At 58.0% G+C, this 15351-nt stretch carries 14 protein-coding genes and 4 pseudogenes; 11 read left to right on the forward strand and 7 right to left on the reverse strand.

Going from position 1 to position 15351, the window contains the following annotated elements:
- Positions 1-215: 215 nt before the first annotated feature.
- The 4 genes and pseudogenes from FQ320_RS23275 to FQ320_RS23290 form a co-directional block, all read left to right on the forward strand.
- The gene (locus tag FQ320_RS23275; RefSeq protein ID WP_148475678.1) at positions 216-1193 is read left to right on the forward strand and encodes a YHYH protein; all 978 of its coding nucleotides are present in this window, start codon (positions 216-218) and stop codon (positions 1191-1193) included.
- Positions 1190-1795, forward strand: coding sequence for a YbhB/YbcL family Raf kinase inhibitor-like protein (locus FQ320_RS23280; RefSeq protein WP_187394052.1), 606 nt, complete (start codon positions 1190-1192; stop codon positions 1793-1795). The genes FQ320_RS23275 and FQ320_RS23280 overlap by 4 nt, the downstream gene beginning before the upstream one ends.
- 36 nt (positions 1796-1831) lie before the next feature.
- A complete protein-coding gene (locus FQ320_RS23285; RefSeq protein WP_222861705.1) occupies positions 1832-2479 on the forward strand; it encodes a PEBP family protein in 648 nt (215 codons plus the stop codon).
- A gap of 128 nt (positions 2480-2607) precedes the next feature.
- Positions 2608-2952, forward strand: a pseudogene (locus tag FQ320_RS23290) (IS6 family transposase); the annotation flags it as partial.
- A gap of 100 nt (positions 2953-3052) precedes the next feature.
- On the opposite strand, the pseudogene FQ320_RS23295 reads toward FQ320_RS23290, so the two are convergent.
- Both FQ320_RS23295 and FQ320_RS23300 read right to left on the reverse strand, forming a co-directional pair.
- A pseudogene (locus tag FQ320_RS23295) lies at positions 3053-4399 on the reverse strand (IS5 family transposase).
- Positions 4400-5162: 763 nt separating this feature from the next.
- Positions 5163-5393, reverse strand: a pseudogene (locus tag FQ320_RS23300) (transposase domain-containing protein); the annotation flags it as partial.
- A 45-nt stretch (positions 5394-5438) separates the two neighbouring features.
- Here FQ320_RS23300 and FQ320_RS23305 point away from each other — a divergent pair.
- The 4 genes from FQ320_RS23305 (at position 5439) to FQ320_RS23320 (ending at position 8731) form a co-directional block, all read left to right on the forward strand.
- On the forward strand, positions 5439-6152 hold the full coding sequence (locus tag FQ320_RS23305; RefSeq protein ID WP_148475680.1) for an IS6 family transposase: 714 nt from the start codon (positions 5439-5441) through the stop codon (positions 6150-6152).
- A 230-nt stretch (positions 6153-6382) separates the two neighbouring features.
- On the forward strand, positions 6383-7351 hold the full coding sequence (locus FQ320_RS23310; RefSeq protein WP_148475681.1) for an LLM class oxidoreductase: 969 nt from the start codon (positions 6383-6385) through the stop codon (positions 7349-7351).
- Positions 7352-7361: 10 nt separating this feature from the next.
- Entirely contained in the window at positions 7362-8177 is an 816-nt protein-coding gene (locus FQ320_RS23315) for an SDR family NAD(P)-dependent oxidoreductase (RefSeq protein WP_148475682.1), read from the forward strand.
- Positions 8178-8320: 143 nt separating this feature from the next.
- On the forward strand, positions 8321-8731 hold the full coding sequence (locus tag FQ320_RS23320) for an ACT domain-containing protein (protein WP_148475683.1): 411 nt from the start codon (positions 8321-8323) through the stop codon (positions 8729-8731).
- Between the two features lie 23 nt (positions 8732-8754).
- Here FQ320_RS23320 and FQ320_RS23325 read toward each other — a convergent pair whose 3' ends face one another.
- Positions 8755-9825, reverse strand: coding sequence for an alcohol dehydrogenase family protein (locus FQ320_RS23325; RefSeq protein WP_148475684.1), 1071 nt, complete (start codon positions 9823-9825; stop codon positions 8755-8757).
- An 81-nt stretch (positions 9826-9906) separates the two neighbouring features.
- Between FQ320_RS23325 and FQ320_RS23330 the strand changes: the two genes are divergently transcribed.
- Positions 9907-10419: a TetR/AcrR family transcriptional regulator gene (locus tag FQ320_RS23330; RefSeq protein ID WP_255509691.1), complete on the forward strand. Its 513-nt coding sequence runs from the start codon at positions 9907-9909 to the stop codon at positions 10417-10419.
- Between the two features lie 108 nt (positions 10420-10527).
- Here the strand turns inward: FQ320_RS23330 and FQ320_RS23335 are convergent, their stop codons facing one another.
- The 4 genes from FQ320_RS23335 to FQ320_RS23350 form a co-directional block, all read right to left on the reverse strand.
- The gene (locus tag FQ320_RS23335; protein ID WP_148475686.1) at positions 10528-11130 is read right to left on the reverse strand and encodes a sulfite oxidase heme-binding subunit YedZ; all 603 of its coding nucleotides are present in this window, start codon (positions 11128-11130) and stop codon (positions 10528-10530) included.
- 57 nt (positions 11131-11187) lie between these two features.
- Positions 11188-12033: an NAD(P)H-binding protein gene (locus FQ320_RS23340; RefSeq protein WP_148475687.1), complete on the reverse strand. Its 846-nt coding sequence runs from the start codon at positions 12031-12033 to the stop codon at positions 11188-11190.
- Between the two features lie 63 nt (positions 12034-12096).
- Positions 12097-12588, reverse strand: a complete 492-nt coding sequence (locus FQ320_RS23345; RefSeq protein ID WP_255509692.1) for a nuclear transport factor 2 family protein — start codon at positions 12586-12588, stop codon at positions 12097-12099.
- Positions 12589-12778: 190 nt separating this feature from the next.
- Positions 12779-13450: a nuclear transport factor 2 family protein gene (locus FQ320_RS23350; RefSeq protein ID WP_222861706.1), complete on the reverse strand. Its 672-nt coding sequence runs from the start codon at positions 13448-13450 to the stop codon at positions 12779-12781.
- 37 nt (positions 13451-13487) lie between these two features.
- Between FQ320_RS23350 and istA the strand changes: the two genes are divergently transcribed.
- Both istA and FQ320_RS23360 read left to right on the forward strand, forming a co-directional pair.
- On the forward strand, positions 13488-15056 hold the full coding sequence (gene istA, locus FQ320_RS23355) for an IS21 family transposase (RefSeq protein ID WP_148475688.1): 1569 nt from the start codon (positions 13488-13490) through the stop codon (positions 15054-15056).
- Positions 14989-15216: pseudogene (locus FQ320_RS23360) on the forward strand (ATP-binding protein); the annotation flags it as partial. The gene istA and the pseudogene FQ320_RS23360, both read left to right, overlap by 68 nt.
- Positions 15217-15351 lie beyond the last annotated feature (135 nt).

The following is a 15351-nucleotide window of genomic DNA, read 5'->3' on the forward strand; positions in this document are numbered from 1 at the left end:
GACGAGAGCTGCCAGTTTGGAAACACGTTCCGTTTGGAACTCAGACCTGATAATGACGTTGAAACCGTATGACGACAGGCTGCTCTGAATGGCTAACTGGCCAGACACTTTGCACCCGCATGTCTGCCCACGAATTTTCACGAGAATAATCGACGGAAAAGTGTCGGTGCGACGTTGTAGTACTATCCAGCCGGAACGCGTTTAAAGGAAAACCAATGCGTCAACATCTTCTCCCCTCCAGCATGGCTGTCCTCGCCTGTCTTTATGCAACTATGGGCCAGGCCCACGAGGGCTCTTTCCATTGCGAAGCTGTGACGGCATCAGTCGCTGATGCGGGGTTCGATGACGTTGTGACGGTCACCTGCAACTACAATCAGGCGCTTATCGCGGGTGACACCTATCCCGATCATGAAATGATGACCGGGATTATTGGGACGAACGAACAAGTCCCTGTGCCAGCGTCGGATTATGCTTCGCCAATCACGCTGGCTCCGGCCATGGGATCTGAACCCCATACACGGGATGCCGCCTTGGGAGTCGCGGTGAACGGCGTCCCGATCTATGATTACACCGCCGGCGGTGAGATGTCGCAAGACGATCTGGCAAACTATCAGGCAAAACTGGACACGGTCACAACCGGACAGCTTGATGCATGCGGCGGGCACGCAGGGCGCGGCGATGATTACCATTATCACGCGGCACCGACCTGCATGATCGACCAAATGAAAAACAAGGGCCCCGATGCCATTATCGGCTGGGCCTTTGACGGATTTCCAATTTACGCCGACACCAACCCGAATGGCACCGTAATCGCGGATGGCGTGCTGGATGTGTGCAACGGGCAGTCCGATGACGTATTTGGTTACCGCTATCACACCTCGGAAGGCGCGCCCTATATCATCCAATGCCTGATGGGCGAAGTTCCCGACATTGATGCGTTGCCGCGTGTTCGGCCCCTGTCGCCAGCAGGCGGTGGCCGCGGCGCAGAAGCCGGACGCCCACCACAGGGCGGCGTCGAGGATCTCGTCTTTGTCCAAGGAGATGACGGCGAACGCACCATGACCTACAGCTATGAAGGTGCGGATTATTACATCAAATACGCGCCGTCAGGGACTGAAAACTGCTACAACTTCGAAACCCGCACGGTAACCAACGGCGGCGAACTGTTCGAGCAGGAGTTATGCCGCGAATGATCCGCTTCTCATCAATAGCGCTTACACTTTTATGCTGCACATCTGCGCTGCCGGTCGTGGCGCAGCAAAATCCACCGCCCAAGCCCCGCGGCGAAGCCGCCGCGCATCCGCAGGGGCCCGAGTTCACGCTCAGCAGTTCTGAACTGGTTGACGGTGAAGCCTTGCCCGCCGATCTGCGCTGCACGCGTAGCGGCGGGGATGGTGTGTCGCCACCGCTCAGCTGGGAAGGTGCCCCTGCGGACACGCAAGCCTATGCGATCGTCATGCAGCACTATTCCAACGGCACCTACCCGGGCGTGAATGAACCGAGCCATTATTGGCTTGTCTGGAATATCCCCGCCGATACGGACGGCGTTGCACGGGGCAACCCTGACTCCCTTGGGGTCGAGGGCAGCGACAAGGACGTGCGATCGACAGGTTATACGCCGCCGTGTTCACCCGCGGGTACGGGAACGCACGAATACACAATCTGGGTATATGCTCTGGACGGCCCGTTGAACGATTTACCGCAACAGGACGATATCAACATCAGCTGGCCTGACGTCATGAGCGCCCTTAATGGGCATATCCTTGCAGGCGACTCCATCACGTTCCTGAATTGATCCGCCACCGACATCCCTCCAAAGATTGGACATAAAATGCGCTTTATCCTCGCAGTCACGACGGCATTGGCGGCTTGTGCCGCTCAAGCAGAAACACGCGACATCACCGCAGATATCTGGGTCGATAACTGGTTCACCGTTTACGCCAATGGCGAAATGGTCATGGAAGATCCAGTTTCGATCACCATAGAACGGTCCTTTAACGCAGAAACCGAAACCTTCTCTGTTGATCTACCGGTAGTTATTGCCATCCAAGCCAAAGACTTCAAGGAAAACGAAAGCGGTCTGGAATATATCGGCACCGGTCGCCAGCAGATGGGTGATGGCGGGATGATCGCGCAGTTCAAGGATGCCCCTACAGGCAATATTCTTGCAGTGACCGATGCGTCGATGAAATGTCTTGTGGTTCAACATGCACCGATCGAGCCCTCATGTGAGGATGAAACCAACCCAGTTGCAGGCGAAGGCGCCTGCGGTTTCATCGCCACAGACCTCCCCGCCGATTGGACGTCGCCTGAGTTCGATGACAGTGACTGGCCTGCTGCGATCGTTCACTCTGCCGCCGATGTCGGACCAAAGGACGGTTATGACGAGATCACATGGGACGACAGCGCAGAACTGGTTTGGGGCGAAAGCCTGAAGCAGGACAACACGCTGCTGTGCCGCCTGACGATCAGCGAATAGGCGACCCGAAAACTGGAATGCATGGCATATTCCTTGCCGTGCATCCCCGAGCCAACCTCTACCTCATGACAGTTACTCGACGGTATTGTCAGGTTGTTGAAGCTTGTACGCCCGGGTAGTCTCCGGCCATGCTGAATATTGAAGATTTGTCCCGGATCAAAGGCTTCCGCTTTCCGCGGAGCGTCATTGGCTACACCATATGGGCCTACCATCGTTTCGCCCTGAGCCTGCGTGACGTCGAAGATCTATTGGCCGAAAGCGGTGTAACAGTTTCGCACGAGACGATCCGAGATTGGGTGAACCGGCTCGGCTCCCAGTTTGCCGCCAAGATCCGCCGGGACCGTCCGGCGCCGACGGACAAATGGCATCTCGATGAAGTCGTGATCCGGATCAAGGGTCGAACGCACTGGCTTTGGCGCGCCGTCGATGCCAATGGCGATGTGCTCGATATCCTGGTTCAATCGCGCCGTAACAAGTTCGCCTTGCACAACGCTTTCAGGCAGCGGTTTCCATTCTCCTGCGGTCCTGGACGATCGGCTTGAACCGTTTGCCAAGGGCGATTAGCCAAACGAACTAGCACAGAAACGCCTTTAGGTGCCTCAGAATCATGCGGATATTGTGGCCGCAGCCGCAGAGGACCGCGAAGAGGGCGTCCATTGCCCGGCAGGGCATGTTTACATGCCCGAGAGGGGCCGGTCGTTCCTTTCAGTGGGCATCGGGTCAGACGACCGTCGTTCTTCATGTGACCGATCATCGGCTCGATGGCGCTTCGTCGTCGCAGCAGTTTCGCGATGGTCCTGGTGACGCCGCGCCTGGCACCGCTGATGAAGACCTTCACTGTCTCGACGCCGTGGCCCCGGTATCCGCGATCGACGAAGGCCATGTCCGGGCGCCGATCGGTCAGGATCTCCACTTGTTCCAGCGCCTCGTGCAGGGTGTGGCCATCGTAAGGGTTGCCCGGCAGCGCCCGCATGCCGACGACGAAGCCGCCGCTCGTCGTGGTAGCCACACTGACCTTGGTGCCGAACTCGTAGCGCTTGTGCGCCTTGCCTTTGGAGATGCAGTCCACCGCAGGCTCATGCAGGCTGTGAAGCTTCTTGCGGTCCTTCGGCTTCTGCGCCAGCAGCCGGTTCACCAGCTCCATCAAATCTTGCAGCAGCGATTCCACCGGTCCCTCGACCACCTTGACCATCTGCTGCTCAATGTCGCGCAGGACGCGCCCGGTATAACCCTTGAGGCGGCGCAGCGCCTTACGCATCCGCTTGAATTGCCGGGCATGGGCAAAGCGACCCACCTGCCCGCAAAGCCGGGGACCAAGGCAGTTGTAGTTCTGGCGCAGGCGGAGGCCAGCCTCGCGCGCCGGCCCGACCAGATTGTGCCGCGCTGTCTCGTAAAGCCGGGCGTCGGTTGGGTGGGCGATGTTCTTTTCCATCACGGTGGTATCGACGGTGACCTTCTTCAGGTGATCGTCCTGCACCGTTCCTGCACGCTGTCCGGCATTGATCGTCAGCAGCCACTCCACGCCTTCCGCACCGATCCTGTTGCGCCACCCCTTGCCCGGCAGGCGAATGTTTACATTCGCTGAGAGGGGGTCATCGACGAGGCGTCGATCGGCAGACGGCGCTGAAAGAATGTCTCACCGCAGAAATGCTGCCAGTACGGGTTCTCTGCCCACCGCGCCACAACAGCTTCATCGGACAGCCGGAAGGCGTGCTGGAGGTAGAAGAGCCCCGCCACCAGGCGCGGCGATGTGGCAGGGCGACCGGTATGCGACGGAAAGAACCCGACCCATTCCCGTTCGAATACCTCCCAGTCGATCAGGTTGGCAAGTTTTACCAGTTCGTGGCGCATGTCGATCATCTCGATCAGTCTCGCGCGCAGCAGATCGTCCTGTTCCGGAGGCGGCTTTCTGGGTTTCATATCAAGGCTCAAAATTGCCGGGTTCCTGCTGCAATTTTACCAAATGCTGCACTGAAAACTTAAAGAAAACGCTATTTTGTGAAGCAAAAACAGCTTGATATGAGTTATTCAGGACGGACTATATAGCTGGATCGCAAGTTTAGAAGGGCAACTTGGAGCGTGCAGTTCGCAAATAGATAGTTTAACGCTTGAGGCTGTTCAGCTGTAGAGTGACCTTTTGTAGTTCGTGAGGGAGGATACGAACGGGAATAGGATATGGAATAACGGAGGTGGCGGTAACAGATATTCACAGAATGGTAGCAGATTTGTTGAAAATGGTATGAAAAAATAGAGCCCAACATTTCTGATACCTTTCCACGGAAATCTCATACATATTAGAGGAGTAATGGGGACAGGACTTTTGCTTTAAAATGAAAGTTACATTCACCAAATTTAATGGATATCTCGGGCACGTGGGATTCGGCGGCGTCGACTGAAATACCCGCTGCATTTTCGACTTGCGTAGGTTAGCGTATCAATTTGGTCACTCAAGACGCTGAGAGCCTCCGATGCTGTGATGATGCCTGCTAGGCTGGCCTACTTCGTCCGTTCTGAAAAAACGGCCTCAGGCAGCCAGACCAGAGTTTTGTCCTGGTGCCTCTTTTCAGCAAGAGGGTACGGTGTTGGTGTCGGCACTAACCAGACGACGGTCGGGGAATTACTGAAATCCATGTCCGGGAATTAGCGAAACCCGCGTAAGCGGCGGTTAGAAAGCACGTTGATTTCAGCTTGGCGGCGTGAAGTCCCAGGGCAGCAGATCGTCGATGCGGTTCTTAGGATGTCCGGCAGCGATGGCCTCGAGGGTGGCCTTTAGATAGGCGAAGGGCTCTACGCCGTTGATCTTGCATATTTCGATTAACAATGCGATACGGCCCCAGGCTTTCCTGCCCTCGTCATGGCCTGCGAACAAGGCGATTTTCTTGTTCAGAGCGATCGAGCGGATCATGTTTTCCAGGCATCGTCAAGATGTGAGACATCTCAAAAGCCGGTACGTGGGCGCATGACCAAACCAAAGCAATCTGGTGCCTTTTCTGGCCATCGTTTTCCTCCTGAAATCATCGGATACGCAGTCTGGGCTTATTACGGGTTTTCCTTGAGCTTGCGTGATGTCGAGGACTTGCTCGCCGCGCGCGGGGTTGTGGTCAGCTACGAAACCATCCGCGCTTGGGCTGCGAAATTTGGATCGCAATATTCCAAGATGATCCGCCGGGATCGCCCCAGTGCGGCGGACAAATGGCACCTGGACGAAGTTGTCCTTCCAATTAACGGGCAGAAGTATTGGCTGTGGCGTGCTGTAGACAGCAAAGGCGATGTCCTGAACATCCTGGTCCAGTCTCAGCGTAACAAACAGGCCGAAACTCGGTTTTTTCGCAAGCTCTTCAAGGCGTTTGGCCAACCGCGAGTTGTTGTCACGGACAAACTCCGAAGCTACGGGGCCGCCCTCAAAAACCTCGCACCGGGAATAGAGCACCGCAGCCACAAGGGCCTCAACAATCGATCCGAAGGATCACATCGCCCCACCCGACGGCGAGAAAAGATTATGGGGAGGTTCAAATCGCCGAGACAAGCCCAGCGATTTCTTTCCGTTCATGATCAGGTCCAAATCGTCTTCCGTCCGCGCCGCCATGCACTTTCAGCCGCTGCCTATCGCCACACCAGAGCCGATGCCCACTGGATTTGGGACGACATCACGCGTGAGTTGAAGGCGGCCTGAGATCTAGCGCCCCGGCTTTCGCTGCCAGAAGGGCCGATAACTTGACGATGCCTTTCAGCCGCTTCTTACAGACAATCCAAAACCGACGCCCATTGGATCTGGGACGCCATCACTCATGAACTGAACGCTGTTTGAGATCCGGCGTCCCGACTTTCGCTGCCAAGATCGCCGATAACTTGACGATCCCGGTGCGGCAGCAACACCATCGATGTTTATGAAAGGGGCTGACCATGCTGGATAAGAGCGAAACGACCACATTTCCCCGCATGAACCGGGCTTATAACGACGTCTTTCAGCCGGGGCAGATGAGCCTCGGGCTTGTTGTCCCGCTTGAAGCCTATCCAGACAGTGCGGTGCCCAACATGACAGGTCATATTGCGCGTGCGCAACTGGCCGACAGCGTTGGCTTCTCGGCCCTGTGGCTGCGGGATGTGCTCTTTAATGTGCCCTCATTTGGAGATGCGGGACATGTGTTTGATCCCTTCGTCTATCTGGGTGCGCTGGCAGCCTCGACGCGCGGTATCGCGCTCGGCGTGGCCAGCATTGTTTTGCCGTTGCGCCACCCGGCGCATGTGGCCAAGGCTGCCGCCTCGGCGGATGTTCTCTCTGGCGGACGCTTGCTGCTGGGCGTCGCCTCGGGGGACCGCCCCGATGAATATCCAGCGCTGAACATGAGCTTCGAAGATCGCGGCGGGCGCTTCCGCGACAGCATCGACTATATCCGCGCCATGGCCGATCCCTATCCCCGCTGCGACACCATGCAAGGAACGCTTTCGGGCGGGATCGACATGTTGCCTAAACCCTCAGAAGCGCAGTTGCCCCTTCTGATCACCGGCGGCAGTCAACAATCTCCCGAATGGGTCGCAAGCAATGGCGATGGCTGGATGACCTACCCGCGGGATGCGGCAGCGCAGGGCCGGGAGATTCTCGCGTATCGTGAGCGGATAGCACACGCAGGTCTGCCCGATAAGCCGGTGATGCAATCGCTTTATGTGGATCTTGTTGCGCAGGCCGATGCGCCACCCCGTCCGATCCACTTGGGGTTTCAGTCGGGCACAGACCACCTGCGGCGCTACCTTATGGAAATCCGCGATCTTGGTATCAACCACGTCGCCCTCAACCTGCGCTTTAACGGCGCGAATGTCGAAGACACCATGCATACACTGGCAGAGGAAATCCTGCCGAACTTCCAATCTTGAGGAGACCCAAATGTCCAAAACGATTCTGATAACCGGCGCGACCGACGGCATCGGTCTGCTGACCGCAAAGACCCTCGCAGGTGCTGGCCACACCGTCCTCTTGCACGGTCGCAGCGCCGATAAACTGGCAGCCGCCGCACAGGAAGTGGGCGGCGCGCCCGAAACCTACCGCGCCGATCTGTCCCGACTGGAGGAGGTTGAGCGGTTGGCTGGCGAGGTCCGGGCCCGTCACGACCGGATCGATGTAATGATCAACAATGCAGGAGTCTTCAAGACCGACAAGACCCGCACATCCGAGGGCCTCGACACGCGGTTCGTGGTTAACACGTTCGCGCCCTTCCTGCTGACCCAATTGCTCCTGTCGATCATTCCAAAGGAGGGCCGCGTGGTAAACCTGTCGTCTGCAGCGCAAGCACCCGTGGACGTTGACGCGATGCGTGGCAAACGCGCTCTCGACCACATGGAAGCCTATGCTCAAAGCAAACTGGCCATCACGATGTGGACGCAAGAAATGGCCCGCTTTCACCCCGAAGGCCCCGCATTCATCGCCGTAAATCCCGGCTCTTTGCTGGCATCGAAGATGGTCAAGGAAGGCTTTGGCGTGACGGGTAATGATCTGTCTATCGGTGCTGACGTCCTGCGACGTGCAGCACTTTCCGATGAATTTGCCTCAGCCACCGGGCGCTATTACGACAATGACGCAGGCCGTTTCGCCCCCCCGCATGACGATGCCGCAGACCCGGCAAAAGTTGCGGAAATCGTGGAGGCCATAAAAGCCGTCATCTCAACCCACATAAAGAAGGGCTTGGATTCCGGTGCAAGCTGACCTCGGAGACGGATGTGAGGTCGGCTTAAAACCCTTTGGCCAAAAGCCAAAGCAATCGTGCAGCCTTCAAAGCAACTGACTCGACTTATTGCGGCTGACGAAGTCAGATAAAGCCCCAACGACACTCGATGGAAAGAGCAAAAATGCCCGAAGTCGCCCTCACAGCCTACGATATAATCGCAGGTATGACCCCAACGCTGACACCGGGCGTTTTCATGTTCATCACAACGGATGATCCCGCACGCATCAAGTCACTCTCATTCCATGCAGTATCGACTTTCAAAGAAGCGGAAGGGATGTCGTTGCTCGTTCCTGCCGAAGTGGCTGAAGAAGCCGGCCTTGATGCGGCGCACCCCATGCGATGTATAACACTTAATGTCTATTCTTCTTTGGAAGGTGTCGGGCTTACGGCCGCTGTGTCGACTGCACTTGGGGACGCTGGTATACCTTGCAACATGATTGCCGCGTACCACCATGACCACGTGTTCGTGCCGTCAGACAAGGCTTCGAAGGCGATGGACGTCTTAGCTCGCCTCCAAGCTCAAGCCAATTAACGCCACTGCTTCGCTCATTCGGGTCAGCCTGCGATGGTTACTCCGATTTTACCCATGTGCGACTTTTTCAGGAATGCGTCTTGCGCCGCGCGCAAATCGCGCAACGGATAGGTTTCGGCGACCACTGGGTGGATCTCGCCTGCTTCGATGTAGCTGACCAGATCGGTGAACACGCGCGGGTCCTGCCGGGTGCTGCCAATCAGCGTCAGGTCTTTAAGGTAGAGCGTCCGCAGGTCAAGCTCGACAATCGGCCCGGCAATAGCGCCCGACGTCACATAGCGCCCCCGAGGGACCAACGCATCGAGCAGTTCGGGCCAGCGCGGCCCACCCACCAAGTCGAGCACAACATCGAAGGCATCTTTCGGATACGCATCGTTGCGGTCCGATACCGCATCAGCCCCGAGCGATTTCACCGCGTCCATCTTGGCGGGGCTCGTGGAAGCCGTGACATGCGCGCCGCGCCGCTTGGCGAGTTGCACCGCCGCAGAGCCAACACCGCCCGATGCCCCCGTGATCAGCACACGCTCCGCGCCCAGTCCGGCCCGCTGGATCATGCCCTCGGCGGTGGAGAACGCGCAAGGAAATGACGCGAGTTCGATGTCGGTGAGCGGGCTGTCGATCCGGACTGCGTGTTCATCGTCTACGGCCGTGTATTCGGCAAATCCGCCGTCGCGCTCCGAGCCGAAGGTCACAAGCGCATCAGGCCCGGTGCCGGTAGGGCGATGCATAGGCCGTACCAGCACGCGCTGGCCAATCCGCCCGGTGTCCACACCGTCACCGACGGCGACGATCTCACCGCAGCAATCCGCGCCCTGTATGCGCGGGAAACTGAGCGCACCGGACCATGCGCCGTCGGCATCGGAGACACCTGCGTAGCCCTCAGCCGCGGCCGACCCGGTGTCGCCGCGTACGGCTTTCGAATACCAGCCCGTTCGAGTGTTAACGTCGGTATTGTTCACCGCCGACGCGCCCACACGTATCAACACCTCACCGGCTTCCGGCAGCGGAACTGGAACATCCTCGCGCCATTCGAGCTTGTCCAATCCACCATGGCCAGTGAGGACAATAGCTTTCATCGTATTGGGAGGTGTCATCGGCGGTGCTCCGGTGTAGAATGATTGTTCTACTTGTGTAGGTAGAGAGATCATTCTACATCGTCAAGTATGAGCGATATGATGAGCAAGATATCCGAGGGACTTGAGCGTGCTTTTGCCAGTCGTGGCTTCGCCGAGCCCAGCGTTGAGGACCTACGGGATGCTGCAGGGGTCAGCCTGCGTACGCTCTACAAATACACGCCGTCGCGGGCGGAAATGGTTCTGGCTGCACTGGAAAATAGGCATCAACGCTATCTGACCCGTGTCTTCGATAATCTGCCAAATGAGCCTGAAAAGGCACTCGATACGATCCTGTCGCGCATCGGCAAGTGGATGGAAACGGAGACATCACATGGCTGTCTTTTCCACGCAGCCGTGGCCGCAGATCCCCGGAGTCAGCCCCTTCGCGCTCTTCTTGAACGCCACAAGGCCGAGGTGGCGACGCGGGCCGCCGCAGCGGCTGGGCTTAGCAGTGCTGATACTGCGCCTCTGGTGATCATAGAAGGACTGACACAGGCATGGCCGCTGCGCGGAGAGGCTGCGGTCGACGCGGCCAAGCGGTTGGCTCATGCGCTGCGGTCGCTGGGAGCTTAGCGGATGAGATGCCGAATATTGAAGCTTGAGATGAACTAATAGATGCCTGCCTTTTAGGAACCGGTAGAACCGACCTGCAACCAATTCCGTTTTACAGTCATCGGCAATTTACACGACAGCGCGCTGGCGTTGGCGCTGTTGAGTTGACCACAGACGGTAAACCTCAAGAGCTGCCAGCGGAGCGAAATGCACCATAGCCGCACCGACGCCGCCCCAATCGTGCAGCGCCGCCCAGTGAACGAGCGTCAGCACAGCCGCACCATAGACAAACTGCTGTAGCTTTTTCCACGACCGCCCGAGGCGGCGCACCCATGCGTCTGTTGAGGTGATGGCCAGTGGCACAAAGATCAGAAAGGCGATCCAGCCCGTCCAGATGTACAGCTTCGTTACCTCGCCCTCAGTAAAGGCGACGGCACCTTCATCGAGAAGGTAAAGCACCGTGTGGGCCAACGCGTAGAAGAACGCGGCCACTCCAAGATAGCGCCGACGCTTCATTAGCCAGCGCGGCCAGCTTGCGTTCCGAAAGAGCATCACCAGCGGGGTGATCATCATGGCGATGATCATGAAACGCGCGGCAAACTCGCCTGTGGGGTGCAGGAGGCTGCTGACCGCTTCTGGATCGCCGGAGGTGAGCCCGAGGATCATTGGAATGGCAGGAAGGCTCAATAGCGCCCAGAAAGTGAAGGGGTGATCCCAAATGGATTTCAGCATGGACATATCTCCGAGAAGTTTGTCGTTCTACGCGGCAGGACGGCGTTTCTGTCGCAATCAGCGTGAGAAAGAAGAAAAATAGTCTTGCCAGCTTTGGTGGGGGCGCCCGGTAGCGGCTTCATAGTCTCCGGGCGTGTCATAGGCGCCGCGGCGGATACCGTCGTAAATGCCGCCAATAATCGGGCCGATGAAATTGCCAAGTTCGACGGTGCGGTCAGCGACATAGTCTTCGGCAGACATGCTGCGATAGGCCAATTGGATGCCATATGCGGCGTTAATGTATTCCGTCAGCTGGGCCTGAGTGATCGGGGTGCCGTTCAGGTCAAAAGTTTGGCCGTTCAGTTCGTCCCGCGTCAGCAGAGCGGCATAAGCATGGGCCAATTCCGAGCGCGTCGTGTACCCGCATTTTCCATTCCCCGCGCTGTTGGCGATCTCGCCTTTGGCGCGGTAGCTGTCGATATATTGGACGTCAGGCTCGATGTAGATGCCGTTGCGGCCGATGGCCCAGTTCAAGCCGCTGGAGCGGATGTCGGCCTCGGTTTGGCGATTGCTCTGCACGACGGGCGAAAAGGCGGTCCCGTCCTCGGGGCCCTGAATGCTGGTGTAGACAATCTTGCGAACGCCAGCGGCCTTGGCTGCCTCAATCACATTGCGGTGCTGACCGATGCGATCTTCGGGCGGGGCCATGCCGGACACGAGGACAAGCGCGTCGATGCCCGCAAGGGATGACCGAAGGTCGTCCGGCTTGTCATAGTCGCCGGGACGCACCTCAATCCCTAAATCGGTGATATTGCCGGGCGTCCGGGCGAGGCCGATGACCGACGAGCGGTCTGTTAGTTCAATGAGTTTGCGGGCGATTTCCTGACCAAGTTGTCCTGAAACGGCGGTGACGGCATAGCGCATGGGGCTCTCCTTTGACTTGGTGCAGGATGGCACGGCCCGACGGGCCATGCCATTTAGCGGATATTAGCCGTGGTAGGCTTGGCTGACGGCAAAACTGTCTTCGAACCAGTGCCACAGCACCACCTGACCATCACGGACCTTGGCCCGCAGAGCAAAGGTGAAGGGGCCAGTCTCTTTGCCGGATTTTGTGGTGATCGCGCTCATCTCTCCAAAGACAGCGACGATGTCGCCTGAGGCAAACGCATCCGTGTTTTCCCAAGCGGTTGTCTGGAAGTTCTGGCTGAAGACGCCGAGGAAAACGAAAACCGCCTCCTTGCCGCGTGCTTCGCCGATCCACGGCAGGCTTTCATCGCCCTCGTTGTGCCAGACCATATCGTCGGCCATCAGGGCGCCCATTTTGTCCATATCGCCAGCCCCCATTGCGCCCATGAAGGCCATTACGGTGTCAAAGCTTTCTTGCGTGGTTGCGTCCATGTCCTGTGCCCCTGCGTGTTGTCCGAGAATGATCGCCAGCGATGCGCCGAGCGAGGTTTTGAGAAGGGTTCTCCGTTTCATTTGATGCTCCGTATTGGGCGCCCCGAACGCACTGGGGCGCCAAGTTCAATCAGTATTTGCCGGCTTCATTGTGCGCGGCATCCGGGCCGGGCATCGGCGCGATAACGTCCCAGTGTTCAACGATCAGGCCGTCTTCGAGGCGGAACAAATCATAGAAAGCCGTGCCGTCCTCGCCGAGTGTTCCTTCCGATCACGTCAGAACGAAATTGCCTTCGCCGATCACCTCATGGACCTCGGTATAGTCCATGCTGATGCCCTGCTTGGCCATCTTGGCCATAAACGCACCGAAGCCGTCGAGGCCATCAGCGACCTGCGGATTGTGCTGCAGATAGTTGGCCGGGTTGATGTATTGGGTGAAATCGATTTGTTCGTGGTTGATCAGGGCTCGGGTCAGGAAGTCTTCTACCTTGGCTTTGTTCTCCTCGGTCAGATCACGGTCGGTAATCTCGGTCGCGCCGTCGATTTGGCTGCGGCCTGAGGGGTTCACAGGCTGCTCTTCGATCAGATTGTCCCAATGTTCGGCGATCTTGCCGTCTTCGACACGGAACACGTCAAAGCCGATCACCGGCGTAGGGCCGAAGCCTTCATAGCGGGCATGTACGGCGACGAGGTTATCATCTGCAATCACGCGGAGGTAGTCGGCCTTGAAGTTGCCGCTGCCAGCAAGGAAGCCGACGACGCCCTTTTGGGCCTCAATACCATTGGCGAACATTGGGTTGTGCTGGATGATATCCGTCGCAAAGTATTGGTCTACGGCGTCAACGTCGCCTGCAAGAAGTGTGTTTTCCTGTGATTCGGCGTGCAAAACTGACCCCATTGGTGGGGTAATCGGCGTCCAATTTTGACCCCCCTCATGTTTCATCTAACCATCCGTTTTGCGGCAGCGGATGGAGGGGGAGTTGAAGCGAGTGGATACGATTGCGCGGGTGCGTTGGGCGTTTCATGTGCAGGGCTGGTCGATGAAGCGCATCGCCCGGGAGTTGCATGTGTCGCGCAATACGGTGCGCAAGATCCTGCGAACGGACGAGACCGATTTCACATACGAGCGGGAACACCAGCCGATGCCGCGGATCGGGCCATGGCAGGCTGAGGTCGACCGGTTCCTGGCGGCCAATGAAGGCAAACCATCGCGTGAACGGCTGACGATGATCCGGATCTATGAGGAAGTTCGGGCGCTTGGCTATGAAGGCAGCTACGACGCAGTTCGACGCTATGCCAAGACATGGTCGAAGGCGCGCGGGTCAGCTGCAGCGGAAGCATATGTGCCGCTCTACTACGCGCCGGGCGAGGCTTACCAGTTTGACTGGAGCCATGAGATCGTGCTGATCGGCGGCGTTACAACGACGGTGAAGGTCGCACATGTCCGGCTGTGTCACAGTCGGATGATGTTCGCGCGGGCCTATATGCGTGAGAGCCAGGAGATGGTGTTCGACGCGCATGAGCGCGCCTTCGCCTTTTTCAAAGGGGCCTGCACGCGCGGCATCTACGATAATATGAAGACAGCAGTCGAGGCAGTCTTCATTGGCAAGGAGCGGCTTTATAACCGGCGGTTTCTGCAGATGTGCAGCCATTATCTGGTTCAGCCGGTCGCCTGCACCCCGGCGTCCGGCTGGGAGAAAGGTCAGGTCGAGAACCAGGTCGGCCTTGTCCGCGAGCGATTTTTCACGCCCCGGCTTCGGGTCAAAAGCCTGGACGAGCTGAACGTCTGGCTACTCGACAAGTGCATCGCCTATGCCAAGGCGCACAAGCATCCCGAGCGCAGTGATCAGATGATCTGGCAAATGTTCGAAGCGGAACGCGCGACCCTCGTGCCCTATGTCGGCCCGTTCGACGGGTTTCATTCAGTTCCGGCTTCGGTGTCGAAGATGTGCCTCGTCAGGTTCGACAACAACAAGTATTCGGTCATCTCAACAGCCGTCGGGCGGCCCGTCGAAGTCCACGCCTATGCCGAGAAGATCGTCATCCGACAAAATGGCGTTGTCGTGGCCGAACATCCCCGCTGCTTCGGTCGCAACGAGACGGTCTATGATCCCTGGCACTATGTCCCTGTGCTGGCGCGTAAACCCGGTGCGTTGCGCAATGGCGCACCGTTCCAGAACTGGGTGCTGCCAGCTGCGATGGCCGGCGTGCGGCGCAAACTCAAGAGCGTCAGCGACGGTGATCGTCAGATGGTCGCCATTCTCGGCTGTGTCGCTGGTGATGGCATTGTCGCCGTCGAGGCGGCCTGTCAGGAGGCGCTGGTACAAGGCGTGTTCTCGGCGCCGGTGATCATCAACATCCTCGCCCGCAGCCGGGATCATACACCACCGCCATTGCTTCTCACCCCCACCGCGTTGCGACTGACCCACGAGCCCGTGGCTGATTGCGCACGCTATGACAGCCTCAGGAGAACAAGTCGCTATGGAACGCACCCAGGTTCTGGAACTGATGGGAACCCTCAAACTCTACGGGATGCGCAGTGCCTATGACGAGGTCATGGCCACGGGCATCAAGCGCCAGTTCGAGCCGCCGCGCATCGTGGGAGATCTGCTGCAGTCGGAGATCGCCGAGAAGCAGGCGCGCTCGATCAAATACCAGCTCACCGTGGCGAAGCTGCCGCTCGCGAAGGATCTGGAAGACTTCCACTTTGGGCTCGAGCACTAAATCGCTCCGCGATAGGGCGCTTGTTTCTGCCTATGTGCTGAGCTGGGATTTGTTTCGCGTTTTGTGATGTTGGGTGTGTGCTGTTGATCGAGGTGATTTTGCCTCGATTGACAGAGGACA

The organism is Oceaniovalibus sp. ACAM 378 (assembly GCF_008085915.1).
Taxonomy (GTDB): Bacteria; Pseudomonadota; Alphaproteobacteria; order Rhodobacterales; family Rhodobacteraceae; genus Oceaniglobus.